The 25446-nt window shown below is 30.8% G+C and carries 25 protein-coding genes, 1 tRNA gene and 1 riboswitch; of the genes, 8 read left to right on the forward strand and 18 right to left on the reverse strand.

What is annotated here, in order from left to right; genetic code table 11:
* Positions 1 to 199: 199 nt before the first annotated feature.
* Complete coding sequence (gene tehB, locus PNO30_RS05260) at positions 200 to 1033, forward strand: tellurite resistance methyltransferase TehB (protein ID WP_271987414.1); 834 nt, start codon at positions 200 to 202, stop codon at positions 1031 to 1033.
* A gap of 90 nt (positions 1034 to 1123) precedes the next feature.
* Here tehB (PNO30_RS05260) and PNO30_RS05265 read toward each other — a convergent pair whose 3' ends face one another.
* The 6 genes from PNO30_RS05265 to PNO30_RS05290 all read right to left on the reverse strand — a co-directional run bounded on the left by PNO30_RS05265 (position 1124) and on the right by PNO30_RS05290 (position 7190).
* Positions 1124 to 2314, reverse strand: coding sequence for an MFS transporter (locus PNO30_RS05265; protein ID WP_271987415.1), 1191 nt, complete (start codon positions 2312 to 2314; stop codon positions 1124 to 1126).
* 12 nt (positions 2315 to 2326) lie between these two features.
* Positions 2327 to 3079 (reverse strand): type I 3-dehydroquinate dehydratase, encoded by a 753-nt coding sequence (gene aroD / locus PNO30_RS05270; RefSeq protein WP_271987417.1) that lies wholly within the window; start codon positions 3077 to 3079, stop codon positions 2327 to 2329.
* 176 nt (positions 3080 to 3255) lie between these two features.
* On the reverse strand, positions 3256 to 4146 hold the full coding sequence (locus PNO30_RS05275) for a shikimate dehydrogenase (protein ID WP_271987418.1): 891 nt from the start codon (positions 4144 to 4146) through the stop codon (positions 3256 to 3258).
* Positions 4147 to 4173: 27 nt separating this feature from the next.
* Positions 4174 to 5373 (reverse strand): MFS transporter, encoded by a 1200-nt coding sequence (locus PNO30_RS05280; protein ID WP_271987419.1) that lies wholly within the window; start codon positions 5371 to 5373, stop codon positions 4174 to 4176.
* An 84-nt stretch (positions 5374 to 5457) separates the two neighbouring features.
* Positions 5458 to 6309, reverse strand: coding sequence for an SDR family NAD(P)-dependent oxidoreductase (locus tag PNO30_RS05285; protein ID WP_271987420.1), 852 nt, complete (start codon positions 6307 to 6309; stop codon positions 5458 to 5460).
* A gap of 35 nt (positions 6310 to 6344) precedes the next feature.
* Positions 6345 to 7190 (reverse strand): sugar phosphate isomerase/epimerase family protein, encoded by an 846-nt coding sequence (locus PNO30_RS05290; protein WP_271987421.1) that lies wholly within the window; start codon positions 7188 to 7190, stop codon positions 6345 to 6347.
* Between the two features lie 106 nt (positions 7191 to 7296).
* Between PNO30_RS05290 and PNO30_RS05295 the strand changes: the two genes are divergently transcribed.
* Complete coding sequence (locus PNO30_RS05295; RefSeq protein WP_271987422.1) at positions 7297 to 8181, forward strand: LysR family transcriptional regulator; 885 nt, start codon at positions 7297 to 7299, stop codon at positions 8179 to 8181.
* Between the two features lie 43 nt (positions 8182 to 8224).
* Here PNO30_RS05295 and PNO30_RS05300 read toward each other — a convergent pair whose 3' ends face one another.
* From PNO30_RS05300 to PNO30_RS05315, 4 genes are all read right to left on the reverse strand, one after another.
* Positions 8225 to 11125: an NADH-dependent flavin oxidoreductase gene (locus PNO30_RS05300; RefSeq protein WP_271987423.1), complete on the reverse strand. Its 2901-nt coding sequence runs from the start codon at positions 11123 to 11125 to the stop codon at positions 8225 to 8227.
* 266 nt (positions 11126 to 11391) lie between these two features.
* Positions 11392 to 11895 (reverse strand): GNAT family N-acetyltransferase, encoded by a 504-nt coding sequence (locus tag PNO30_RS05305; protein ID WP_271987425.1) that lies wholly within the window; start codon positions 11893 to 11895, stop codon positions 11392 to 11394.
* Entirely contained in the window at positions 11895 to 12824 is a 930-nt protein-coding gene (locus PNO30_RS05310; protein ID WP_271987426.1) for an alpha/beta hydrolase family protein, read from the reverse strand. The genes PNO30_RS05305 and PNO30_RS05310 overlap by 1 nt, the downstream gene beginning before the upstream one ends.
* 55 nt (positions 12825 to 12879) lie before the next feature.
* On the reverse strand, positions 12880 to 13338 hold the full coding sequence (locus PNO30_RS05315) for a low molecular weight protein-tyrosine-phosphatase (RefSeq protein WP_271987427.1): 459 nt from the start codon (positions 13336 to 13338) through the stop codon (positions 12880 to 12882).
* Positions 13339 to 13657: 319 nt separating this feature from the next.
* On the opposite strand from PNO30_RS05315, the gene tehB (PNO30_RS05320) reads away from it, so the two are divergent.
* The 4 genes from tehB (PNO30_RS05320) to PNO30_RS05335 all read left to right on the forward strand — a co-directional run bounded on the left by tehB (PNO30_RS05320) (position 13658) and on the right by PNO30_RS05335 (position 17315).
* Positions 13658 to 14521, forward strand: coding sequence for an SAM-dependent methyltransferase TehB (gene tehB, locus PNO30_RS05320; RefSeq protein WP_271987428.1), 864 nt, complete (start codon positions 13658 to 13660; stop codon positions 14519 to 14521).
* A gap of 64 nt (positions 14522 to 14585) precedes the next feature.
* Positions 14586 to 14675, forward strand: a riboswitch (TPP riboswitch).
* A gap of 75 nt (positions 14676 to 14750) precedes the next feature.
* Positions 14751 to 15308 (forward strand): ECF transporter S component, encoded by a 558-nt coding sequence (locus tag PNO30_RS05325; RefSeq protein ID WP_271987430.1) that lies wholly within the window; start codon positions 14751 to 14753, stop codon positions 15306 to 15308.
* On the forward strand, positions 15308 to 16678 hold the full coding sequence (locus PNO30_RS05330; protein ID WP_271987431.1) for an ABC transporter ATP-binding protein: 1371 nt from the start codon (positions 15308 to 15310) through the stop codon (positions 16676 to 16678). Before PNO30_RS05325 ends, PNO30_RS05330 begins: the two co-directional genes overlap by 1 nt.
* Complete coding sequence (locus PNO30_RS05335) at positions 16659 to 17315, forward strand: energy-coupling factor transporter transmembrane component T (RefSeq protein WP_271987432.1); 657 nt, start codon at positions 16659 to 16661, stop codon at positions 17313 to 17315. The genes PNO30_RS05330 and PNO30_RS05335 overlap by 20 nt, the downstream gene beginning before the upstream one ends.
* Positions 17316 to 17376: 61 nt before the next feature.
* Here PNO30_RS05335 and PNO30_RS05340 read toward each other — a convergent pair.
* A tRNA-Sec gene (locus PNO30_RS05340) sits at positions 17377 to 17473 on the reverse strand.
* A 212-nt stretch (positions 17474 to 17685) separates the two neighbouring features.
* On the opposite strand from PNO30_RS05340, the gene PNO30_RS05345 reads away from it, so the two are divergent.
* Positions 17686 to 18138: a LytTR family DNA-binding domain-containing protein gene (locus PNO30_RS05345; RefSeq protein ID WP_271987433.1), complete on the forward strand. Its 453-nt coding sequence runs from the start codon at positions 17686 to 17688 to the stop codon at positions 18136 to 18138.
* 5 nt (positions 18139 to 18143) lie between these two features.
* Positions 18144 to 18827 carry a LiaF transmembrane domain-containing protein gene (locus PNO30_RS05350; protein WP_271987434.1) on the forward strand — a complete coding sequence of 228 codons (684 nt, stop codon included), beginning with the start codon at positions 18144 to 18146 and terminating at the stop codon, positions 18825 to 18827.
* Positions 18828 to 18871: 44 nt separating this feature from the next.
* Here the strand turns inward: PNO30_RS05350 and PNO30_RS05355 are convergent, their stop codons facing one another.
* From PNO30_RS05355 to PNO30_RS05385, 7 genes are all read right to left on the reverse strand, one after another.
* Positions 18872 to 19450, reverse strand: coding sequence for a TVP38/TMEM64 family protein (locus tag PNO30_RS05355; protein ID WP_003147384.1), 579 nt, complete (start codon positions 19448 to 19450; stop codon positions 18872 to 18874).
* A 10-nt stretch (positions 19451 to 19460) separates the two neighbouring features.
* Complete coding sequence (locus PNO30_RS05360; protein ID WP_271987435.1) at positions 19461 to 20951, reverse strand: TIGR04282 family arsenosugar biosynthesis glycosyltransferase; 1491 nt, start codon at positions 20949 to 20951, stop codon at positions 19461 to 19463.
* Positions 20952 to 21086: 135 nt separating this feature from the next.
* A complete protein-coding gene (locus PNO30_RS05365) occupies positions 21087 to 21905 on the reverse strand; it encodes a rhodanese-like domain-containing protein (RefSeq protein ID WP_271987436.1) in 819 nt (272 codons plus the stop codon).
* 154 nt (positions 21906 to 22059) lie between these two features.
* Complete coding sequence (locus PNO30_RS05370; RefSeq protein WP_271965598.1) at positions 22060 to 22791, reverse strand: rhodanese-like domain-containing protein; 732 nt, start codon at positions 22789 to 22791, stop codon at positions 22060 to 22062.
* A gap of 222 nt (positions 22792 to 23013) precedes the next feature.
* Positions 23014 to 23721 (reverse strand): HAD family hydrolase, encoded by a 708-nt coding sequence (locus tag PNO30_RS05375; protein WP_271987437.1) that lies wholly within the window; start codon positions 23719 to 23721, stop codon positions 23014 to 23016.
* Positions 23722 to 23812: 91 nt separating this feature from the next.
* Complete coding sequence (gene cysE, locus PNO30_RS05380) at positions 23813 to 24343, reverse strand: serine O-acetyltransferase (RefSeq protein WP_271987438.1); 531 nt, start codon at positions 24341 to 24343, stop codon at positions 23813 to 23815.
* Positions 24343 to 25251: a PLP-dependent cysteine synthase family protein gene (locus PNO30_RS05385; RefSeq protein ID WP_271987439.1), complete on the reverse strand. Its 909-nt coding sequence runs from the start codon at positions 25249 to 25251 to the stop codon at positions 24343 to 24345. The genes cysE and PNO30_RS05385 overlap by 1 nt, the downstream gene beginning before the upstream one ends.
* Positions 25252 to 25446 lie beyond the last annotated feature (195 nt).

The following is a 25446-nucleotide window of genomic DNA, read 5'->3' on the forward strand; positions in this document are numbered from 1 at the left end:
ATAACATCCACATGTTTAAACTAAATATATATGTGTCCAGAATTTTGGGTACACATCATTTCTTCGAAATCACGATTTTCAAGTCACTCCCTATTGAATTACATCGTTTACAATTTAATACTTATTCTTTAGGATATCATTTTTAATTAAACTTTTCACATGATATAATATTAGTAAATTACTATGAAAGGCGCAGCTTATGGAGAATAATTTACTTTGTTTTAAACGCACTTCAAACCTTACTGCTCTATCACTTCCAAAAAACTATAGAGAGGGCTTTTATACTAAACAAGGTGTTTGGACAAAACTGATAATAGTTAAAGGAAAAATGAAATTAAGCTTTCTAGATATAGAGAACAGCGTAATTAAACAGTGTTCTTTAAATAAAAAGAGTGAAATTAGTCTCATTGAACCAGAAAGCACATTTAGAATTCATCCTAATTCTACTGACCTACAGTTTCACCTAGAGTTTTACTGTACAGCTGAGAATTACTTTTTTAACAAGTACAACCTAAGTCCGGCTCATCCGGAAGTTGTAGCTGCAATGAAATATATAAAACCTTGCAAAACATTAGACTTAGGTGCAGGTCAAGGAAAAAATTCATTATACCTTTCTTCATTAAATTTTAAAATTACTGCTGTTGATATTGATGCGAAATTCTTACAAGATCTTGCTGACATATCAATTAAAGAAAAACTAAATCTTAATGTTTTTAAACATGATATTGTCGAAGCAAATATAAAAGATACATATGATTTTATCTTCGCTACTGATGTATTCATGTATTTGAATCCAACAAGAATACATAGTATTATCGCTAATATCAAAAAACAAACTAATGATGGTGGATACAATCTAATCGCGAGTGCATTAAACAAAGCAGGTCATAGATGCCCTCCTTTCCCCTTTACTTTTATTGAAGGTGAGTTAAAAAACTATTATAATGATTGGAAGATAATTAAGTATAATGAGAATCTTTCCGCTTCACCTTATCCATACGCTGTAATTCTTGCTCAAAAAATATCAGAATAAAATTTATCCCCACAAGAATATTCAAATTTTCTTGTGGGGCTCTTTTTCTATTCAATATTTTCTCTAATATCTTTCTGCTTCCTTCAAAGCTTAAACATTAGATACTTTCAATTTAAATTGTTTTCTTACATACAAGGCTAATAACACACCAATTAATGTTATACCAGCATTAAACAATACTATATTTACAGGCCCATTCGCTGGACTTACTTTTGTTATATATCCAGCTATTTCTAAAATCACATAGTTAGCTAAACTTGATGCTATCATAACTATTGAAGTGATTTTCCCTTTATTAGTTGGGAATAATTCATTTGCCGTTGATACAGCTAGTTGTAATACTCCACCAGCTCCCGCATAACCAATAACAAATCCAGCAATCAGAGTAATAGATGGTGTTCTTACCAAGTATGTTATAACTAACATCACAAATGATATTGTTGGATATAAAACAAGAACATCTACTGGCTTAAATTTTTTCAAAACTACTAATGCAGTAAATAATATTGCACAAATAGTTCCAGCTGCATACATTGTCTGAATCATTCTAGGATTAGCAAGTCCATACATTTTTCCTAGTTCTTGGTTTGCATTTAACCATAATTGGAATGTTGCTGTACATGTTAAACCAATAGTAATCAATGCAATTGCTGTTGCGTCGAATTTCATTTTTGTTTCTTCTACTTTACTACTTCCCACATCAGAATTCAACTTAGGGAATTTTAAGAAAATAATTAATATACCATCAATAGCAATTAATAATCCCGCTAAATAGAATAAAGTTGTATAAGGTAGGTTCATTCCAGATACTATCCCTATGCAAAACGGTAATACAAGTTGTCCAATTGAAATTGAAAACTTAGTAAACATGTTTGCAATCGCACCTTTATCTTTAAATATTTCTAAACATGATGGAGTTACACATGTATCAAGAAATGAGTTCGCAATACCTCCCATGATAGCAAATACATATGCTACTTCCATAGATTTAGATAATGCTACACCACCAAAGTATAAAACATAAAAGGCAATACCTATTAATCCAGAAACTTTTCTTCCAAATTTATCAGAAATTGGCCCCGAAAACGGTAGTGATATTAATCGCCCTAAACCTAAAGCAGCACTTACTCTAATTACTAATCCAAGATTACTTTCACCCCATGCAGCGACTAAATCACCTTTATACTGAGCCAAAATAGAAACCCCAATACCATGAATAAAATAAGTAAAATATAACGCTAAAGCCGTTAATATAAATGGGTTTTTCGCTTTATTTTCCATTTTTCTTTTCTCCTAATCTAATTTTACTATTTCTAATATTTTTCTAAGTTCAGATACAGGAACTTGTCCTGGTGCAGACGCTTCTTTTGCTGAACCAAATGTTGCAGCAGAACCAAAAGCTTCACCTGCTATTCTACTTATCATACCTAAAGATCCCATTGACATAGTTATTAATGGTTTATTTACTTTTTTCGAAGCTAAGCGTGTTGCTTCTAGTAAAGTTAATACATCTTTACTTTCATTAGGCATGACCGCTATTTTACATATATCAGCACCTTTTTCTTCCATAGAAACTAAACGCTGTACAATTTCTTCGCAAGCGGGAGTTGCATCGAAATCATGATTACACATTACAATTTTTATATCTTTTTCATGAGCAGCTTCTATCAATTTATTTACATCAACTGAATTCATAAATAATTCAACATCTAATAAATCAACTTCCCCATGATTAATCAAGTTGTGATAAATTTCAAAATACTTTGAATCCTCTAACTCTAATACTCCACCTTCCTTTTTTGTTCTAAATGTAACTAAAAGTGGACGTGCAATTGCATCACGAACTTTTTTAGAAATATTTGCTACTTTTTCATTAACCTTTACTTCATTGAAGAAATCGATTCTCCACTCAACTAAATCACAGTCTAAATTTTTAATATCTTCAGCTGCTTCTAAAATTTCTTTTTCTGTTTTTCCTACTATCGGAACTATTATTTTTGGTCTTCCTTTTCCAAAAACAACATTACCTACTGATAATTTTGGCATATGAAATCTCTCCTTCTTTTTTAAAAAAGAGCAACTTAAAAATCTTAATTCATATAAATTTATTTTTAAGCCACTCTTACATACTATAATTAGTACTAAATAGACTTATATAGTCTTAACTAAATGCTATAAAACCTATACTTTTTTAGTATTAATATACAAAACTTTATATTTTATTATTTTTCATTAAATAAAATACTTTTAACGTGATCTATTGGCATATCTTCACCAGTAAATAATTTAAACGCCTCTGCTCCTTGATGAATCATCATACCAATACCATTAATTGCTTTTTTAGCACCATGCTCTTTTGCAAATTTTAATAGCTCTGTTTCTCTTGGAGAGTATACAACATCAAATACTACTAAATCTGGTCGTATCACTTCTGGATCATTAATTAATTTTTCTTTTTCCAGTGGTTTCATTCCTACCCCTGTGGCATCAATATAAATGCTACTTTCTGCAATAGATTTTTTAAAATCATCTTGATTCACAAGGTCTGTGATAGTCGCTTTACAATCTGTATTTTCATTAATTTTTCTAACAGTTTCTTCCCCATTAGCATACTTATCATCTTTAACATTAAATATACGGATTTCTTTTGCACCATCTAATGCAGCTTGAATAGCGATAGCTGTTCCAGCTCCACCGCAACCAGTTAATGTAATAATTTGATCTTTAATATCAACGCCTTCATCAGCTAGAGCACGAACTGCTCCAGTTCCATCGGTAACATGTCCTACTAAATGTCCTTTCCCGTCTTTATTTACCACCGTATTAACAGCCCCTACTAGTTTTGCCGCAGGAGATAATTCATCTAGTAGCGGTATGATAGCTTGTTTATTTGGCATAGAAACGTTAGACCCTCTAATTCCTAGAGCTCTAATACCTTGAACTGCATCAGCTAATTCTTCGTTACCTACTTCAAAAGCTAAATATGCATAATCAAGTCCTAATTTTTTAAAGCTTTCGTTGTGCATTGTAGGTGACATACTATGTCTGATTGGAGTAGCAATTAAGCTAATTAGTAATGTGTGTCCTGTTAAACGTTCTGTAATTTCTGTCATTCTCTTTTACCTCTTTTTTTAAAATTTTTATTTTGATTTTCTAGGTTTTAATACTCTGTTATAGCGATACGTTACCAATATTAAAAGTATTGCTCCTAAAACTCCTAGAACCATATTATATGCAAAAACTGATTTTATTGATTTTTCAGCTATTAATCCAGTTAAATATGGTGTCACCATCAACGATATAGAAGTTGATAATGAATATAATCCTGTGAATTTTCCTTTATTGGCTGGGAAGAAATCTAATAATAAAGAAACCCCTAATTGCCAAATTCCACCTGCTGCAAAAAATCCTATAATTAAACTAACAATAGTTATTGATATTGTTGATGTATTAACTAACATATTTATCTGAGCTATTGCTATCATAACGCAACAAAATGCAATATAAGCCGGTACATTAAGACCTTTTTTCACCATATATGATGTAACAAATACCGATATTATTGAACAAATACTGTAAATTGTTACAAATGTTAGACTTTGAGTTTTCCCTATATGAATAGTCTGTTGCGCAAATGTAGGTATCCAAATAATAAATATATTAAATATAGATGCTGAAATAAATGAGAAAGCAAATAAGGCTATTCCTTCTACCCCTAATTTAGATTTTAGTGTTGGCGTCGATTCTTTAACTTCATTCCTTTTTTCTATATACATAGGAGGAAACTTCATCTTAGAAATCATAATGAAGTTAAATACTATAAATATAGTAATAATTATAAATGGCCATCCAAAATACAAATTTCTAAGCAATACAAATTGTGTCATTAAAGGTAGTATAAACTGTCCTCCAGATATTCCTGCTTTTACAAATACATTAAATGAACTGCTTTCTTCTTTATATGCATCAGATATCGCCGGATAAGTAGATGTATCTAAAAACGCATTACCTACCCCTGCAACCATAGTTAACCCAAATGCTGCAATATAACTTGGAACTAATAATAGTCCTATATAAAAAATCAAATAACAAGTTAGTCCAATGTATACACCTAATTTTCTACCATATTTATCTGAGAAATACCCCGCATAATTTATACTTATAATCCTACCTACTCCAAGTGCACTTATTACCAAAGCCACTTTACTCGCTTCTACTCCCCAAAATTCTTCGAAAGTCGACATATTTTGAGAAATTATTATTTGATCCATTCCTTGGAAAACATAGTTTATTAATAGTAATATAATTAACGGAAGATAATTTTTATTTGTATCTTTCATCTTATTTTGTCTCCATAATTTATTTTTAAAGTAGAGACTGATTTATCTTTAGAATAACTCCCTCTCTAGTTTCAATTTAATTAATTATTTTTTAGAGATTCTTTCTAAATATGAAGCATGCTCTTTAATCGCAAATGCTTTTCTTCCACCTGGTTTTGGAGTTTGATCTCCCATCATAATTCCAAACCCACCTTCTACACGTAACTCATGACCATTTGTATAGTTTGAACGATCACTTGCTAAGTATAATACAGCATTAGCTATATCTAGTGTATTACCTATACGTTTATTTGCAGTTAAAGCTTTTCTACCTTGCTCTACTTGTGGATCTGCATAAAACGCTTCAGATAAAGGTGTTTTAACAAAGCATGGTTGGATACAGTTACTACGTACTCCAAATTCTCCCCATTCAGCAGCCAGTTGTCTTGATAACATATTTACACCAGCTTTACTTGGGCTATATGCCGCAGAGTAAGTTTCTGGAAATACTGAAGCAATAGTTGATATATGTACCATATTTCCATATTTTTGTTCAATCATTAATCGTCCGAAACGTTGTGATACTAAGAAGTATCCTGTTAAGTTAACATCAATTGTTTGACGCCATTCATCTAACGGAAGATCTTCTAATGGACAAGCACGTAACATAGCTGCCGTATTAACTAAGATATCAGCACGTCCAAATTTTTCTTTAACAGCTTCTACCGCAGCATCTACTGTATCTTCTTTTGTAGTATTCACAGCAAGACTAAGTGTTTCTACCCCATAAGTATCTTCTAAATATTTAGCATATTCATCCGCCTTATCTTTAAATAAGTCTAATAAAACGATTTTTGAATTTTGTTTTGCAAACTCTTCACAGATAGTTTTACCCATTCCCCCTACTGCGCCTGTAACTACTACTACTTTTCCTTCTAATCCTAACCATTTATCCATTGTTTTATTCTCCTTTTTTTATATTTGTTTCTATTTTATTTATTATTAGGAAGTTTTTCCGACCATGCTTCTTTTAATACTTTTACTGTATTATCAAAATTATGTTTCGCAGCTTCTTCAACACCTTTTGATAATATTTCGTCAGAAATCACTTCTACACCTATTACTTTTGGATTTATACCTGACTCTTTAATCATTTTTACAAATCCAGCAGTATCTTTAACTCCAGTTCCTGGAGCAAGTCTGTCATGCATACTTTCATCACGTAATACAGATTTAGCATAAGGGCGATCATATGCATCATTTATTTGTATAGAGATAACTGATTCTGCTTCTTCTTTTGTTAAAATTCTATATTCTTGGTCTGCTCTAACCCAGTGCCATGAATCTAGAATTATCGCTGCATTTTCAACATTTGCTTGTTTAACAACTGCATATGCTTTATCAAAATCTGGAATTCCGCTATATGGCATTGGTTCTACTCCTATAATATATGGGGATGATCTCTGACATAATTCTTTTAATTTTTGAGCTGTATGTTCTATAGAATAATTTTCCATAAGTCCTACATTAATGTGTTTTACCCCAAATAATTTACACATGTGAAAACACATTTGCTCTTTGTATTTTTGTTCATAAGAACGTTTATCTTCAGCCCATTGAACAATGTACTCGACTTCAGTTACTTTTATATCATATTTTTCTAAGATATTTAAAATATCATCATCATGCAAACCTTCAACTAAAGCATCTACATACGTTTCAGCACGTAATCCTATACCTTCAAATCCTGCTTCTTTAGCCGCTTTTACACGATCTTCAAATTTACATTCATCCCCTAATGTCCATGAACTTACTGTTATTGGTGATTCTTTACTCATTTCATTACCCTCCAAGTATGAATAATTATTTATATATATAATTAGTGAATTTTTTTTGAATTAATGATAAAATATATTTATTAATTAATTAAAGGAGATTTTATATATGAATATATCTCAACTAGAAGCCTTTGTAATCTTAGCCGAAAATGAACATATGACTAAAACTGCAAAGCAACTAAAAACTTCTCAACCTAATCTTAGCTATACTATATCTGAGTTAGAAAAGGAATTAGGTGTTCCACTTTTCAAGAAAACCGGTCGAAATATCAAATTAACTAAATACGGAAAAATATTTTACGAACATGCATCTAGTGCTTTAATTCGATTAAATCAAGCTTCCTCTCTTATTCAAGAAGAATTAAATCCATATTCTGGAAAAATTAATTTTGGTTTTGTCTATACTGCAGGTTCCGAAATCGCTCCTTTATTAACGAGACTTTTCTTGGAACAAGCAGATAATAAAGATATTAAATTTTCTTTTTCTCTAGGAAACTCATTTCAACTTTTAAATAATCTTAATGATGAAACAATTGATATCGCTATTACTTCATTCGTTGAAAATGTTGATAATATCCAATTTGAAAAATTAATAGAACAAAATATTTATCTTGTTGTACCTCTAGATCATCCTCTTGCTAAAAAGGATGGAGTTTTCCTGAAAGAAACAAAGGACTATCCTTATGTTTACTTTGATGAAAATAGTGGACTTCGCCCTTATTTAGACAACCTTACTAAAAGTTTAAAATTTAAACCTAATATAACTATTGAAGCAAATGAAGACCATACATTACTTGGATTTGTATCTGAAAACCATGGTATTACTATCATGCCTAAAATTAAAGGTATCAGTTCATACCCTGTAAAAGTGTTAGAAATACTTGATAAGCATGAACCACGTTGGCTTTATATTGCTACTCGTAAAGATGGTTTCATTACTCCTGGGGCATTACGATTTAAAGAATTCTGTTTAAACCATTTTAATAAATAATTTTATCTTAGAAGCTGAGCAAAAGCCCCGCTTCTATATTTTTTTATTTTACGTATTTTTTTTCAATTGATTCAGCTGCTAATTTCCCTGAAGTCAAGGCCCATGCATTATTCGCTCCCGATGGTGAGTCTGTTCCCATAACTCCCCCTACTACTTCACCTGCAGCGTATAATCCATTTATTACGTTTCCTTTTTTATTCACAACCTCTAGAGTGTCATTAACAACTAATCCACCCATTGTTGTTGCAAATCGAGGTTTTTGTTCTACTAAATAATATGGTCCTTCGCCTACTTCTTTTTTCAAGAATCTAGCTTCACGATGGAAATCTTTATCCTCTCCATCTCTTACAAAACTATTATATTTAGCTACAGTTTCTTTCAGACTCATTTCAGGCATACTTGCTAATTCTGCTAATTTCTCTAAAGATTCCGCATGATAGAAGTGTGGTGTTCTTTCACCGTTACTTTCTAACCACCTGTCGATATCTTGACTAGAAATACCACCTTCTGCAACTTCTCTTCTGAAGATTTCAAAATGTTCTTGATCTAGTAAGATATATAGTGTTTGATCTTGTTCTTTCATTAGCACATCTAAGATATCATGGTTACTTGCTCGTTCGTTAACAACACGTTTACCAGATTTATTTACTAGCAATCCATTTTCTCTTAGAACTGCAATATTACCTCCAATTGTAGATTTTGCATAACCATTAGATACTTCTATACCATTTGGATAAATTTTTCCATATTCCATCATACGAGTTGCCGCATCTACACCTTCTTTAGTAGCCATCATCAATCCTTCACCATTTGATGACTTAGTTCCGTAGAACAATACTTTTCCTAATTCTTTACTAAGGAGTTGTTTATTATTACCGTATCCACCAGTAGTTAGAATTACAGATTTCGCATGAATAATATGCTTCCTTCCAGTTTCTTCTCTAGCTATTAACCCTACAACATTACCTTCTTCATCTTGTAGTAGCTCTTTTGCCTTAGTTTGTAACAATAACTTCACATTACTATTAGCAACTTTTTCCCTTGCTGCTCCAGCAAATCCATGACCTCCATGATTATATGCAAGCTCACGATCTTTTCGATATTCAGCAAGAACATGCAATCCACCTTCAAGATCATACTCAACTCCAACATAATCTGTTAACCAATCTGTTGTTGGTCCAACATTATGAGCTAATAGATTTAATAGTTCTGGAATATTTTTATTATTTCCATTTTTCATAAAGTCTTCAAACATAAGTTCTGGTGTATCATCTGTTACACCTAATTGTTTTTGTAATTTAGAACCAATTACTACTTGGTTACCTCCACTAATAGAAATTGCTCCACCTATAAATGCTTGTTTTTCTATTAGAGTAACTTTTAATCCTAGTTCATCAGCTCGTAACGCTGCAGCAATTCCTGCAGCTCCTCCACCAATTACAACAACATCTGTTTCTTCTTCTACAACATCTTTAACCCATTTAATCGCAGGTTTTGGTCTAACTAATAGTACTTCCGGATCTGCTCCTGCTAATTTAACAGCTTCAGCTACCCCGTTAACCAATCCCTTACTTGAACTTGAAGCACCTGAAATTGCATCAACATTAAGAGTTTGTCCTTCAATGATTTGCTTAGGTAGTCTAGTAAATACTTGTTCTGATAATCCTTCTGACTCTCCACTATTATCAACTTCAATTTTTTCAATTCTTTCACGTGAAAAAGTTACTTGCATTGGTAGGCTACTATTATGTCCTTTGGCCTGTACTTCATATGTACCTTCTTTAAATTCCAATTTCGTATTTAATAATTTTTTGATTTTTTCATGTTTTTGTTTTTCTACTTCTGCATCTGAAACCATATAAGATATGAAATCCCAAAGTGGCATAGGTAATACTAATTCTTCCCTAAGGTGTTTATCTACAAAATCAGGTATAACTTTCCCATTTGTAACTGCTTCTACCCATTTAGGTTCAATTAAATATCCTTTCCCAACAGCAAGAATATCATAACCTAGTTTAAATGCCTCTTCTGCATCTGCTTTTTGTAGGATACTTCCTACACCGACAACTGGAATCTCAGCAAGTTTTAAACTACGTCTTGCTAAATACTGTGTAATAAGCTCCTCAGGGTTATCAGTATCAACAATTGAACTACGAGTATAAACTCCCATCGAAAAGTGAACATAGTCTAATCCTTCTTCTGCCAATTTGTTTAATAAAAACATAGTATCTTCAAATCTAATTCCAGGTATTTCTAATTCTTCTGGAGAAAATCTATATCCAATTGCAAACTGTTTAACATTTTCTTCAACAACAACCTGTTTAATAGCTCTTAGTACTTCAAGTGGAAATTTAGCTCTATTATCACGACTTCCTCCCCATTTATCTTCACGACGATTAGAATGTGGTGAGAAAAATTGTTGCACTATGAAAGTATTAGCACCATGGATTTCTACTCCATCAAACCCTGCTTTTATCGCTCTTCTTGCTCCATCAGCAAACAATTTAATCATATTTTCTATTTGTTCTTCAGTCATTTCACGTGGAGTTGGTGCATTCGGTCTTAGTGCAGCAACAGGACTTGGGGCAATTGGTTCTGCCCCACCATTATATGCTGGCCAAGCCATTCTTCCTGCATGATAAAGCTGAATAAATGCTTTCGAACCTTTTTCTTTTATTGCATTGGCTAATTTAGTTAACCCTATAATTTTATCATCTTTATCAATACCTAGCGCTCCAGGAAATCCTTTACCGTTAACTTCAACAAACGCACTTTCTACTACAACTGCACCAGCATCCCCAGATCTATGACTATAATATTCAATCATATCCTCGGTAACCCCACCGTCATAAAATGCAGATTGAATAGTCATTGGTGATACAAATACTCTGTTTTTTAAAGTAACTCCTGAACTAAGCTTCATCTCATCTAACAATTTTTTCACTTCAGTTCCTCCTAACTTTTAAATCAATCAGTTATTTTTATTAATTTATATCAATTGATAAATATATTATATAACTATCTGTTATAGTTGTAAAGAGGTATTTAATATATTTTTAACTAACAAAAGCGAATAAACACTGTATTATTCTGTAATAATACAAAATTACAATAGAAAAACAACCTTAATTCATAGCAAATTACTTATTTATATCAATCAACACATTACTGTACTAAAAAAAGAGTTAGATAATTTTCTAACTCTTTTTTCTATTTAATATTTTCTCTAATATCTTTTTGATACCATACGACATCATACCAACGATTAAATTTATAACCTACTTTTTCGAAATGAGCTACCTTTCTAAACCCTCTCTTCTCATGAAACGATACACTACCTTCATCCGGATATGCTATACATGAAGTCAATCTGCATATTCCTCTATCGTAAAGTTGTTTTTCAAGTTCATTATACAACTTCTCTCCAACACCTTTTCCACGTACTTTTTCATCTAAATAAATCGTAATTTCAGCAGTCCATTTATATGCATCTTTCGGATAAAACTCACTAGCATATGCGTATCCTAATAAATCATCTCCTTCTTCCGCTACTAAAAATGGGTAACTTTGAATTGATTTTGAGATTTTTTCTTCGAATTCGTGTACACTTGGTACAGTGTAATCAAAAGTAATAGCCGTATGTTCTACATATGGTCTATAAATATTTACTAAATTTTCGGCATCTTGTAATTCAACCGTTCTAACGTTTAACATTATCTATCTCCTTGAATACTCCCTTTTACAAAGTCAATAATCGCTTTAGTTGCCTCTTCTTGTTGAGCTCCTCTAAACCCATGACCTGCTCCTGGAATTTCTTTTAACCTAGCATCTTTAAAAGTTTCTATAGCACGTCTCGAATAACTTATCGGTGCTACATTATCACTTGTTCCATGAACAATAAGAACTTTTCCATCGTAGTTCTTCATATCATTATAAACATCATAGTCTAATGATTTTTCAAAATAAGCTTTCCCTACTTCTGTTCCTCTATGATTATAAACTTCTGGAATATCTGATACTGATTTGAATAATTCTCGTGCATCATCAAATAATACAAACGCTGGGAATATCAATATTAATCCTTTGATTTCATTTTTAAGTTTAGCACCTTCAATAGTCGACACGACTCCACCTTGACTTTGACCTAATAAGAAAATGTTATTTTTATCTACAAAGTTTTGATTTTTTAATGTGTTTACTACTACGTCGAGATCATCAACCTCTGTAAATACAGACATTTTTAAAGTGTCATTTCCACTTCGGCTATTTTTGTTTCCACCCGTAAAATCAAATGAGTAAACTACATATCCTTCTTTGGCTAAACTCTGAGCATAATAATCTTCTCGTTCAGCATTTCCTCCAAAACCGTGAGAAGCAATTATTGTTGGTAGCTTTTGTTCCTTATAATTTTTTGGTGCTGTTATGTATCCGTATATTTTCTTTCCTTGACCTTCGGCATATAGTTCTTCTTTAACTATATTACTCGTATCAATATTTGAAGTATTTACTGATGAGTTTTCTACAAGACTATTTCCTCTTTCTTGAGGTGTATCTTTATGTGAAAATTGCGATTTTACTCCTAAAGCTACTGCTGCTATAGCAATTAATGCTGCTATTCCTATTACTATTTTTTTAGAATTCATTTATCCTTCTTTCTTGTATCTAATTTAATGTTAGTACATATCTTATTTTACCCTATTAAAGATTATCTTTCTTGATTTTATCTAATAAAGCCGTACATCCTTTAGTTACATCACTAAATGTTGTTTTGAAATCTCCTGTATACCACGGATCATCAATAATTCTATCTTCTCCTGCGTATTCTAATAATTTTTTTACCTCACCAGTTTTTCTTCCTGCGATAAATTTCTTAATGTTTTCTATATTGCTATCATCCATCCCTACGATATAGTCTGCTTGTAAATCGCTATCATTAAGGATACGAGAATACATTCCCTCTACTCCAATTCCAACTTTAGCAAGTTCTTTTCTAGTTCCACTATGAACGGGATTACCGTGTTCCCAACTACTAGTTGCTGCTGAATCAATTTGAATTTTTTCGCTTAATCCTTCTTTTTCTACCATATCTCTAAATATTGCTTCTGCCATAGGTGAACGACAAATATTCCCTAAACATACAAATAATACTTTTACCATTTTTTCATTACCTCATTAATATTTATTTTCTATTTTATTATAACATAAAGAATTAAAATCAACATAATAAAGACAAGGGGCTGACCTAAAAGACCTAAATTTTAACAACGTGTATATAAGAACTCATAGACGCAGTGGTTTATTGATATCTAAAATCCGCTTTAGAAAAGCTTTTTAGATATCTAATAAACTGTGCGGGGGTGACTCGACAAAATCTTGTTTCTTCGAAATCACGATTTTTGAGTCACTCCCATTGTTTTATTTTTATATTTTACATGATATAATTAACTTAAAATTATCCATTAGTAAGGAGATTAAAATGACAGAAAACTTAGTATGTTACAAAAGATTACCAAATTGGACTGCTCAAACTCTACCTGAACCATTTAGACATAAACACAATACTAGAAAAGATGTTTGGGCAAAATTAACTATTCTTAAAGGAAAGCTACAGTTTACAGAATTAACTGAAGAAAATGAGATTGTGAAGGAGCATATATTTACACCTGAGAGTAGTATTCCGTTCGTGGAACCACAAGCATGGCACCGTGTTGCACCTTTATCTGATGATTTAGAATGTTTCTTAGAGTTTTATTGCGAGCCAAAAAATTATTTCGCTAACAAATACAATATTAATCCTGCTCATTCTGAAGTGGTAGAGGCCATAGAAACGATCAAACCTTGTAAAACTTTAGACCTTGGATCTGGTCAAGGACGTAACTCTCTATTCCTTTCTAAACTTGGTTTCGAAGTCACTGCGGTAGATAATAATATTCCTGCTTTAGAATTTTTAATGGAGACTTCTAGAATTGAAAATCTAGATATTAAAATCGGTAGTTACGATATAAATACAGCAGCTCTTAGAAATACTTATGATTTCATACTATCAACTGTTGTTTTAATGTTTATCGAAGAACAATCTATTCCTAGTGTAATAAAAAATATGCAAGAACAGACTAACATAGGTGGCTATAATTTAATTGTTGCTGCTATGTCAACCGAAGATGCTCCTTGTCCTCTTCCTTTCCCATTTACTTTTAAAGAAAATGAGCTTAAAGAATATTACAAAGACTGGGAATTTATAAAATATAATGAAGATTTTGGACAACTTCACAAAACAGATGCTAATGGGAATAGATTTAGGTTACGTTTTGCTACTATGTTAGCCAAGAAAATAAAATAATTTCCTTTGTGCAAGCTAGTTTTTTGACACCGTTATCAACGGATGTTATAATTTTAGTTAATCATTAAAACATTTGGGGTGCATTTAAGCTGAGATTATACCCATGGAACCTGACGTTGTTAGTACAATCGTAGGAAAATGTTTATTTAACCATGTTTATTTTTAAGTATATGAAATTTAAAAGTACCTCTTGTTGTTTTAATGAATAAAATAACAGGAGGTTTTTCTTATGAAAAAATGGTCTACAAAGGACATTATTATTTTAGCCTTAATAGGTTTCTTATTTGGGGGGATATTCCTTGCTGCAGGGTGGATTTATGCTGCATTAGAGGCTGCACTTACTCCGCTAGGTTATCAACCTTTCGCAAATGAGATTCTATTCGGGCTTTGGGTTATGGCTGCACCTGTCGCTGCTGTATTGGTTAAAAAACCAGGGAGTGCAACTTTAGGTGAAGTTCTAGGGGCCTTAGCTGAAATGCTATATGGTTCATTTTTTGGAGCTGGGGTTATTATCTCAGGTATAGTACAAGGATTAGGATCAGAGTTCGGATTTTTTGTTACTAAATATAAACGTTACGATTATAAATCTCTATTCTTATCTGCAATAGGTATTACAATTTTTAGCTTTGTCTTTGAATATTTCAAACTTGGCTATGAAGCCTATTCTATCGGACTGATTTTAGCATTATTAGTTGTTCGTTTTATCTCAGTAATAATTTTTGGCGTTATCTGCGTAAAACTTATTTTAAATATCGTTAATAAAGTTCAAAAAAGCGGTAATGAGTAATGAACATTATAGAAATCGTTGATTTTTCTCTAAAAATTAAAGACAAGGTCTTATTTGATAATGTTAATCTAAATATAAAAGAGCACAGTTGGCTAGTTTTAACAGGAAATATTGGTAGTGGCAAGTCTACCCTACTTCGAACAATTTGTAAATTAAATAAGGAAAAATACGACGGACTCATAACTTACAAAGAAAAAAATATAGTTGATATACCTATGCAAGAACATGTTAGAAACATAGGGTATGTGATGCAACATGCAATTAATCAATTTGTTATGCCTACTTTAGAAGAAGAGATAATCTTTGCTTTAGAAAATCTCTGTTTAGAAGCACAAGTTATTAATGAAAAACTAGAGTATGCTTTATCAATCACTAAGACAAAAGAACTCGCAAATAAACATATTCATACATTATCTGGAGGAGAACGTCAACGTGCTGCATTTGCTGTAGCTTTAGCGATGGGGAGTGAAATATTAATATTAGATGAACCTTTTGCAAATGTTGATAAGAAAACGCGTAGCTCTCTATTAACCTTACTTAAAGACTTAAACAATCAAGGTGTGACAATAATAGTTTGTGATCACGAATATCAACTATATTTGAACTATGCAGATACTTTCTATTATCTTTCTAATGGGAGTTTGGAATTAATAGAAAATCCAAGCATAAAAAATACAACTATAAATCTAGCTAAAAATATACAAACAGAAGAATTGCTGAAACTTGAAGACGTCATTATTACTCAAGGCAACAAAAAATTATTAAACACAACAAACTTTAAAATACATAAGGGAATTACCACACTAACAGGAGATAATGGAACAGGAAAAACAACACTACTACATGCTATTTCCCAATTAAAAAAATATAAGGGAAATATTTATTTTAAAGATAGCAAAGTGAAAAAATCAAGAAAGTTATATAGAAAAATAAGTACCTGCTTACAGGATGCCTTTCAGCAATTCATTAGTTTAATGCCACGAGAAGAAATATCTATGCAAAAAGATATTTGGAATCACGCTAACATGTGGCAAGAAAGACTTTTAAAAGAATTTGATTTAGAAAAAGAACTCGATAAAAGTTTATATTATTACAGCGGTGGCCAAAGAAAACTTATTCAACTTATGTGTTTATTAAGTCAAAAAACTGATCTGTTGCTGTTAGATGAACCTTTTACTCATCTAGATGAAAGGGCCTGTTCATTCATCATGGATTGGATAGAAGAGAATAAGAAGCTTGTAGGTCAATCATTTATTATTGTTAGCCATAGATTAGAACCGCTAAATAACAGAAGTGATTACCATATTGAAATCTCAAATAATACTTTGCATTGTATAACGGAGGATAATTATGGAAAAGAAAATAATTAGTCCTACTCTTACTCTAATAATAATGTTATTAACTATTTGGATTTCGTTTAGTAAATTACTAGCTCTAAATATTACTATAATATGCACAACAATAGTTTTATTAGTTTCGTCAAAATATTGGAATAAGTTACTAATTTTTCTATTCCTACCTCTTCTACCTGCAATAGGTTCTGCCTGGGCTATTATTGTTCAAACTTCTAATTATAAATACGCTCTTTTAATTTTTACTAGAACATATGGTTTTGCAGGATTAGGTTTAATTTTAGCAACATACATCTCTCTAGTGGAACTATTAAAATATCTTGAACAACATGGACTTTCATCTAATGTAGTCTATGGTCTCCTAGTAGTTATTCAAGCATTGCCAAGAATACAATACGAAACCCAAATGATTACAAAATCAAGTCGACTTAGGGGTATCTTCTTACCTTTTTGGTCACCTTACTACTATGCTAAAGCTATATTTATAGCTTTAACTTGGCAACCTCAAATATCTGAAGCGATGACAGTACATGCCTATGAAGACTTTAAAAAACGAACTCACTATAATAAATATATAATCGATAAAAACAAAAGTATATTTATTATATTGATTTTCTCTATACTATTGTCTCTATTATTACTACTAAATAAATAGAAAGAAGCCATCATGAAAATCACTCCATGATGGCTTTTATATGTCTAAAGAATAAAAAAACTGGCGGGAATGTGTGGGAATCGAACCCACCCAAGAGGCTCTTAACCCCTCATACTAGTTTTGAAGACTAGAGAGCACACCAGAACTCATCCACTCCCAAGTATGTTTATATTATACAATAAATATTGTAAAAATGCAAGATGATATGTTAACGTATACAGAATACTATTCTATTTATGAAATCACAAGTGTTCTCATATGCCATAGTTATACCACTTACAACTGGTTTTTTACCACTTACCTAAAAGCTATTAATTTTTACGTTGAAATAATATATAATATACCTATAAACATTTAGAAAGGAGACAATATGAAAATTAACATAGAATTAGATTCAGCGCTTAAAGACATCGAACTTGTTATTAAGACACCTGACTTAAATAATGATGTAATATTAATTAAAGAACTAGTTGAAAAAGCTTTATTAAATTCTCAAAAAATAATTTTCTATAAAGGTGACTCAGAATATTTCATCCCACTTGAATCAATATTATTTTTTGAAACTTCTGATAATAAGGTATATGCTCATACTACAGATGAATTCTTCGAAGTGAAGTTTAAATTGTATGAATTAGAGAAGATGATTCCATTTTATTATTGTCGAATTTCTAAGAGCTCTATAATAAATACAAAAGTAATTTATTCGCTAGAAAAATCTTTTTCTGGCTCTAGTACCGCTTCTTTTTATGATTCTAAGAAGCAAGTCCACATATCAAGACATTACTATAAAATATTAAAAGACAAATTAAAAGAAATGAGGTAAAGAAAATGAGAAGAAGTTTTATTGGATTATTTTTTATAATACTAGCTATAACTACTCTACTTGATGGATTCAGTATTTTTCCAAACGGATCAATCTTCTTAGCTATATGTACTGTAGTTCTTGGATTTTTTGCAATTCGAGGTTTAATGGATTTTGACTCTTTTGGAACAATATTCCCACTAGCATTATTATTTTATGTTTATAACAAAAATTATCACTTTGCAAACATATCAGGATGGAAAATATTCTTAGTTGCTATTTTTCTTAGCATAGGTATTTCTATGATTTTACCTAGAAGATATAAATATAAAGAATTCAGAAAGATTTACAGAAAAAAAAGCTATCAAAAAATACATAATGGACACGATTATTCTGATGTAACATTTGGTGAAAATACACAGTATATAGATATAACTAAATCTGATTCTTTCACTACTTCTACTAAATTCGGAAGTACAAGTATCTATTTTGAAAAACTAGATACCTATCCAATAAAAAACTTTGAACTAAATGTATCTGTTTCTTTTGGAGATTTAAAAATATATATCCCAAAAGAATGGGCTGTTGAAAATAATACAAATAGTTTCTTAGCTAAAGTTCCAACAGATTCTAACAGTGTTGCAAATGATGTTAAAATTATACTAAACGGTTCTGTTAATTTTGGAGAAGTTCATATTATCCAAATATAAAAAATAAACTCTCAAGATTGAAAACATCCTGAGAGTTTATTTTTTTATTCATTTGCAGATTTCTTTTGTTGTTCTCTTTTTTCTACTAATTTAGATAAGTAGATAGAACCAACCGTTAATAAAATTACTAATAATGATGCTATTAAAAACTCTTTACTAAAGACATTTGTACTTGTAGCTCCGAAGTTTAAAAACACTACTGTTCCTGGAATTATTCCAAGTACACTCGCTATCATATATTTTGTTAAACTTATATTTGTTAAACCATATCCATAATTTATCATATTATATGGCACTAAAGGAATAAGTCTCAAAATTACTAGACTCATCATCAACTTTTCATCACTAACATTAAAGATTCTATCATGTTGCTTCGGTGTCATTTTTTTCTTAAGGTAGTTTTTCACCCATTCGCGTCCAAAACGACGAGAAATTACAAACATAATATAACAATTTAATGAAGCTCCAACGAAAGTTAGTAAACTACCCTCAACAAAACCAAACGCTACTCCTCCAGCAACAGCAAGAATCGGTACCGGGAAGAAAAATACCGGTAAGAACATAAACATTAACACATAAATAATAGGTGCTAAAACACCAAAACTTTGAATAAACTCAGTCATTACTCTCCTCCTATTTAAAGTATACTGATACTTTTTCTAAAAATTCTAATTCAATATATGAAGCTATTTTTTTAAATGTAGTCTCATCCATCAGCATCTTATCATTTTCACTATACTGTCTAAACGCCATACTACACCATGTCACACCTCTAAGACAATTAAATATTAGATATCTTTCAAATCTTTCTCGATCAAAAGTACGATATTTATTATACTCTTCTAGGAATTCATCAATTTCTTCTTTCTCTAAAATAATATCAGTCTTCCAAAATGTTGTCGTCGGCGCTAGGAAGTGAGCTAAATCTTGTTCACACTCCCCTATTAATGCCTTCTCCCAATCAATAACATAACTGTCTTCTTTTCTTTCTCCAATCAGGAAGTTTCCTGAATTTAGTTCGGTATTTATAATACATGGATTGGCTATACTATATTTTTCAGGTATAAGAGTTAAACATTTATCTAAGAAAGATTTGATGTAGTCGCTAACCTTGTCATCAGCTTTATCCCAAGCTAAATACTCACCTGCCATTTGTTTACATTCATCAAACATAAGTTGGAATGGATTGGCTGCATTGATTAAGTTATTGTCTCCATATGGTGTATTGTGAACCTTACTTAATAAATAAGCTGCAATATACATATCTGTTTTGTAATTAAGTGGTTTTCCTTTTAAAAATTCCATCGTTAAATATTTATATGGCAGTAAACTTGTTTCTGTCACTAGTTCATAAGGTTTTGGTGTAACTCCACTATCTTTCAACAATTGTAGAGTCTCATATTCATACTCTATTTGATTTTCAAGATTCATCTGGCTCTTCATATTTATTCTAAGAACTTTTTTCAAATCTCTATCATCAAAGGTAAAGTTAATATTATATTCTCCTGCACCTAGTAACTTAATATTCTTATAACCTGTTTCCGCAAGTAGAAGGTCTTCTTTTGTATCGATATCAAGCCCACTTTCACCTAGATAATAACTTAATCCTTGTTCTTTACAAACAACAAGCAGATTCTCTAAAACACTGTTATCTCCGTAACTAGGAAGATCAAATACTTCTTTAATGGCATTCTTCATACCTATTAAAAAGTACCCCCCGTCAATACTAGGGTTTATAACAATATCAAAATTATCTAATTTCTCAAAAGCAGTATTAATCATATCTTTTTTTAAATTATAGATATCAGAACCTAATAAAATCACCTTGTCACTAGTTTTTAATTCTTGTTCAATAGCATTATACATCTTGTCACCAAGTGTTTTTCCTTCTTGATAAGAAAATTCTCTATTTTCTAGAATATCCTTCATCGTATTATCGTCACTAATTTGACCATCGTGATAAACTACTACTTCTTCTCCACTTTCTCTTAAAATACTATAATTTAACTTCATTAATTTTTTTTGAATTTCTATAGCATTTTCTGGAGAAACAAAGTCATACAACCTTGTTTTTGTTGTACCCACCTTCGGTACTCTTGTAAAAAATATTATTTTGTTTTTCATTTCTGAAACTTTTCCTTTAATTTAATCTCTAAAATTATTCTAAATTTACGATCGATATTATATATAAAAAAGGGTGACTCAATAACAATATTTCTAATTGAAATTTCAATTTTGAGTCACCCTGTACTTTAAATATTAATGATTATGCCCCGAATAATCATCTTTCTTATCTGAAGAGTGATTGTGTCCTTCATGACCTTCCTTATGCTCTGCACCTTTTACTGCGTCGCTTGGATCTTTACAGCAATCTGCAATTTCAAATTTATAACTGTGCTCTTTAGTTCCATCAATTGCATTAAATACATTTTTGTATCCTAAATCAATAAGTTTTTGAGCTACTACTGAAGAACTATTACCTGTAGAACTATACACATATATTGGTAATTCTTTGTTTTCTGGTAAAATTGATTTTAAATCATCCAATTTTTTAACATCGATATTTTTAGCACCTGCTGCGTGACCTTTTTCAAAATCAGCTTTATCTCTTACATCTAAAAATACACTGTTTGCAGCTGTATCTAATAATGCATCTTGGAATTTCCCGCTACTTAATAATGAATATTTTACAAGATCATAATTATAATCTTTTAAATTTTGAGCTCCAGAAACATCTTTAAACCCTTGTTTCGTTAATTTTTCTACAGCATCTTTTGTTTTATCAGATTTATCACTATAAACAACTACTTTCTTCTCTCTCCATGTACGAATTTCTTCGATACTTTTATCTATTTTTGACAATGGAATGTTAATTGCATGTTTAAGGTGTCCTTCTTTATAAGAAGCCTCATCTCTTACATCAATGACTAGATAGTTTTCTTTTTCCTTATCGTCTTTTTGAATTTTATTTAACTCTTCACCTTTCAATTCTTTTGCAGATGAAGTAGTTGAACATCCTACTAAGGCTAATGATAACACCGCTGACATACTCACAGCTAAAAACTTATTATATTTCATTTATCTTCTTCCTCTCCTTATTTAATAAAAGACAAGGTAGTACCTTAAATTTTTGTGTATTTATGTAGAACCTCGTCTTCTATTAGTATAACTTAAAAATAGTTTTTTTCCTAATAAATAATTTTATTTTTTACTCTTTTTTTACAATATTTTCTTAGAATTTGTATTCGTGTTCTTTTGTACCATCCCATGCATTATATACATTTGTATAACCAAGTTCTACAGCTTTTTGTGCTGCTTTTGAAGAACGGTTACCGCTATAGCAGTATGTATAAACTGGTGCATTTTTGTCTGCTGGTAATAATGCTGCTAGGTCTTTATCAATGTTTTTAACATCAATATTTTTCGCTCCAGCTACGTGCCCTTTTTCATAATCTTTTGCTTCACGAACATCGATAAATGTTCCTTCTTTTTTGTCAATTGCTGCTTGGAAGTCACTTGCTAATAATGTTGTAAATTTAACTATTTCATAGTCTTTATAGTCTTTAACACCTTGTGCATTAGAAACTTTTTTGAATCCTGCTTTAACAAGTTTATCAGCAGCTTCTTTACTTTTCTTACCAGTATTACAAACTGTTACTACTTCTTTATCTTTCCATGCACTTAAGTGTTCTGCATGTTTTTCAATATCAGCTAATGGAATATTAATAGCATGTTTTACATGCCCCTCTTTATATTCATTAGCATCTCGTACATCGATAACAAGATATTTTTCTTTTTCTTTGTCATCTTTTTCTATTTTATTTAATTCTTCCCCTTTTAGTTCTTTTACAGCAACTGTCCCATTGCTACTGCTTGAGCTACTATTCGAAGCTGAAGAACAACCTGCTAAAGATAAAGATAATACGGCTGCCATACTGACCACTAATAATTTATTGTATTTCATAATTTTAACTCCTTTGTTATTGCTTTCATACATAGTATAACAAATCAAATTCATTCAATCAACATCACAAATTAGAAAAACAAAGAAATATTTTACTTTTTTATCAAAGTTTTAACTTTACATAAAAACAAAATAAAGCCTATAAATAAAACTATTTATAAACTTTATTTAATACCTTATTTTTTTTATACTTTCGTTATATTCGAAAAAATAATAATATTTTTATAACTTGTCTAATTCTGTAAAAAATTGTTTTATATCCTTAACTTTATATCCAGTATAAGCCTTTAACTCATCATCAAAATGCCATTTTTTTTCAACTAAACATGTTTTCATCCCTAATTTCTTAGCTGGTTTTATATCATGATATAATGAATCTCCTATCATCATCGTTTCCTCAAGTAATAATCCTTCAGATTCAAGAACATTTAAAAAAGCTCCTTCTTTCGGTTTACTTATATGAGTTTCTCCTGAAATATATAATTTAAAAACTCCTTCTAAGCCTAATTTTTTCAGTTTTAATCTTTGTTCCTGCGACTTCCCATTCGTTAAGATAATCATATTATATTTTTCTTTTAATTTATCTATCCACATATTCACCTCTTCATCAGGTTCTATCAATGCTAAGATAAATTCAAATTGCTTGTCATAATAAAACTTACAATCTTCATCACTTAGTTTCACACCAAGTTTTGACAAAGTTAATTTTAAGCGTTTATTTCTAAGCTCTATCAATCTTAATTTCCCTTGAACTACTTCTTCTGCTAATTTATTATTGATACTCTTATATAATTTAAAAAACTCATCATAGCTAATCAACTTATCATATTCTAAATATTCAAATACTAGTCTATTAGATTTTTTCCATATATTACTAAAATCATATAAAGTATTATCTAAATCAAAAATTAAATTTTTTATCTTAGTCATCAATTTCACCTCCATTCTTAATGATGAATATAATCTATATTGTACATTTGAAAAAGCTAAATTCCAAGTAAAATCACTTGGAATTTAGCTTTTATTTATCTTCTTCTAAATATCTTACTACAGGTCTTGCTTCATAAACTATAGTTCCATCTGGAACACTATGTTTTACTACTGCATTCGCTCCAATTTTAGAATTTTTTCCTATTGTTATATTTCCTAAAACCTTTGCCCCTGCTCCTATCATAACATTATCTCCAATAGTAGGATGCCTCTTTATGGGATCTAATGTAGTTCCACCTAGAGTAGTTCCATGATACATAGTCACATTATCTCCAACTATTGCAGTTTCTCCTATTACTACTCCCATTCCATGATCGATAAATAATCCTTTACCAATTTTTGCTCCAGGATGTATTTCAATTCCAGTCAATCTTCTCGCCCTTTTTGACAAAAGACGGGCCATTGTATGCCATCCTTTTTTATATAATTTATGTGAAAAGTAGTGATAATTTAGAGCTTTTATGTGAGGATATGTAAGATAAATCATTAGTTTCGACTCCGCTGCAGGATCGTCTTTTAAAACTCGATTTAAATTGTAATTTAAATTCTCAAAATAACCCATTACACTTCTACATGTGTAACATCTTCGAAATCAAGGACAGATAAATATTTATCAACCCCATCAGGTAAGATAGTTACAATGTTTTTACCAGGGTATTTTTCAGCTGCTTTCTTAGCACCAACTATTGCTGCTCCTGATGAAATACCAATACCTATTCCAGTAGAACGTAAGAAGTTTTTAGTTTCTTCTATTGCTTCCTCACTTGTTACTGTAAATATATCATCCATATATTCTTTTTTGAAGTTTTCTGGAATAAATCCTGTTCCAATTCCTTGGATTTTGTGTGGTCCTCCATGTCCTTCACTAATAGCTGGTGATTCTGCTGGTTCCACAGCAATTGATAATACTTCTGGTTTATTTTCTTTTAAATATTTAGCAACACCTGTAAATGTTCCTCCAGTTCCAACTCCAGCAACAAAGATATCAATATTAGGTACTTGTTCTAATATTTCTCGTCCTGTTGTTTTGTGGTGATACCCTGGGTTAGCAGGATTATCGAATTGACTTAGAGAAATAGCATTGCTATATTTTTCACGAATTTCTGCAGCTTTTTCGATTGAACCTTTAATTCCTAATTCTTTTGGTGTTAAAATTAATTGTGCTCCATATGCTTTAATAATATTACGTCTTTCAATACTCATGCTTTCTGGCATAATTATCACAGCTTTTAATCCTAAAACAGAAGCTAAAATAGCTACAGCTATACCTGTATTACCACTAGTTGGCTCAACAAGGATAGTATCTTTATTAACCGCACCTTGAGAAATAGCTTCTTCTAACATACCAAGCACAGCTCTATCTTTAACGCTTCCTCCTAGATTATATTTTTCTAGTTTCACAAAAATATTTGTGTTATCTAATTGATATACGGGTGTATTACCCACGAATTTTAATGAAGTTGAAATCATAAAATTCCTCCTCTTCTGACTTTATAATAAATAACTTTTGTTATTTGAATAAAATTATAACATAAGTTCTTAATGAAAATAAAGTAATTAATCTGACTTTTTTATCGTTTTCATTTCTATTTTATTATTTAATTTTTAAAAAATATAATAATACTAATATTAAATATCTATAGAATTCAAATTTATAATGTATTT

It is taken from the genome of Gemella haemolysans (genome assembly GCF_028308085.1).
In the GTDB taxonomy this organism is placed as follows: domain Bacteria; phylum Bacillota; class Bacilli; order Staphylococcales; family Gemellaceae; genus Gemella; species Gemella haemolysans_D.

What these genes read in the sequence shown, in the direction of transcription:
- PNO30_RS05325 (WP_271987430.1), top strand. Translation starts at nt 14,751, where the DNA reads ATGAAAAAATGGTCTACAAAGGACATTATTATTTTAGCCTTAATAGGT.
- PNO30_RS05265 (WP_271987415.1), bottom strand. Translation starts at nt 2,314, where the DNA reads ATGGAAAATAAAGCGAAAAACCCATTTATATTAACGGCTTTAGCGTTA.
- PNO30_RS05335 (WP_271987432.1), top strand. Translation starts at nt 16,659, where the DNA reads ATGGAAAAGAAAATAATTAGTCCTACTCTTACTCTAATAATAATGTTA.
- PNO30_RS05365 (WP_271987436.1), bottom strand. Translation starts at nt 21,905, where the DNA reads ATGAAATATAATAAGTTTTTAGCTGTGAGTATGTCAGCGGTGTTATCA.
- PNO30_RS05355 (WP_003147384.1), bottom strand. Translation starts at nt 19,450, where the DNA reads ATGACTGAGTTTATTCAAAGTTTTGGTGTTTTAGCACCTATTATTTAT.
- PNO30_RS05375 (WP_271987437.1), bottom strand. Translation starts at nt 23,721, where the DNA reads ATGACTAAGATAAAAAATTTAATTTTTGATTTAGATAATACTTTATAT.
- PNO30_RS05305 (WP_271987425.1), bottom strand. Translation starts at nt 11,895, where the DNA reads ATGTTAAACGTTAGAACGGTTGAATTACAAGATGCCGAAAATTTAGTA.
- PNO30_RS05290 (WP_271987421.1), bottom strand. Translation starts at nt 7,190, where the DNA reads ATGAGTAAAGAATCACCAATAACAGTAAGTTCATGGACATTAGGGGAT.
- tehB (WP_271987428.1), top strand. Translation starts at nt 13,658, where the DNA reads ATGACAGAAAACTTAGTATGTTACAAAAGATTACCAAATTGGACTGCT.
- PNO30_RS05285 (WP_271987420.1), bottom strand. Translation starts at nt 6,309, where the DNA reads ATGGATAAATGGTTAGGATTAGAAGGAAAAGTAGTAGTAGTTACAGGC.
- PNO30_RS05280 (WP_271987419.1), bottom strand. Translation starts at nt 5,373, where the DNA reads ATGAAAGATACAAATAAAAATTATCTTCCGTTAATTATATTACTATTA.
- PNO30_RS05330 (WP_271987431.1), top strand. Translation starts at nt 15,308, where the DNA reads ATGAACATTATAGAAATCGTTGATTTTTCTCTAAAAATTAAAGACAAG.
- PNO30_RS05275 (WP_271987418.1), bottom strand. Translation starts at nt 4,146, where the DNA reads ATGACAGAAATTACAGAACGTTTAACAGGACACACATTACTAATTAGC.
- cysE (WP_271987438.1), bottom strand. Translation starts at nt 24,343, where the DNA reads ATGGGTTATTTTGAGAATTTAAATTACAATTTAAATCGAGTTTTAAAA.
- aroD (WP_271987417.1), bottom strand. Translation starts at nt 3,079, where the DNA reads ATGCCAAAATTATCAGTAGGTAATGTTGTTTTTGGAAAAGGAAGACCA.
- PNO30_RS05315 (WP_271987427.1), bottom strand. Translation starts at nt 13,338, where the DNA reads ATGGTAAAAGTATTATTTGTATGTTTAGGGAATATTTGTCGTTCACCT.
- tehB (WP_271987414.1), top strand. Translation starts at nt 200, where the DNA reads ATGGAGAATAATTTACTTTGTTTTAAACGCACTTCAAACCTTACTGCT.
- PNO30_RS05295 (WP_271987422.1), top strand. Translation starts at nt 7,297, where the DNA reads ATGAATATATCTCAACTAGAAGCCTTTGTAATCTTAGCCGAAAATGAA.
- PNO30_RS05350 (WP_271987434.1), top strand. Translation starts at nt 18,144, where the DNA reads ATGAGAAGAAGTTTTATTGGATTATTTTTTATAATACTAGCTATAACT.
- PNO30_RS05385 (WP_271987439.1), bottom strand. Translation starts at nt 25,251, where the DNA reads ATGATTTCAACTTCATTAAAATTCGTGGGTAATACACCCGTATATCAA.
- PNO30_RS05360 (WP_271987435.1), bottom strand. Translation starts at nt 20,951, where the DNA reads ATGAAAAACAAAATAATATTTTTTACAAGAGTACCGAAGGTGGGTACA.
- PNO30_RS05345 (WP_271987433.1), top strand. Translation starts at nt 17,686, where the DNA reads ATGAAAATTAACATAGAATTAGATTCAGCGCTTAAAGACATCGAACTT.
- PNO30_RS05370 (WP_271965598.1), bottom strand. Translation starts at nt 22,791, where the DNA reads ATGAAATACAATAAATTATTAGTGGTCAGTATGGCAGCCGTATTATCT.
- PNO30_RS05310 (WP_271987426.1), bottom strand. Translation starts at nt 12,824, where the DNA reads ATGAATTCTAAAAAAATAGTAATAGGAATAGCAGCATTAATTGCTATA.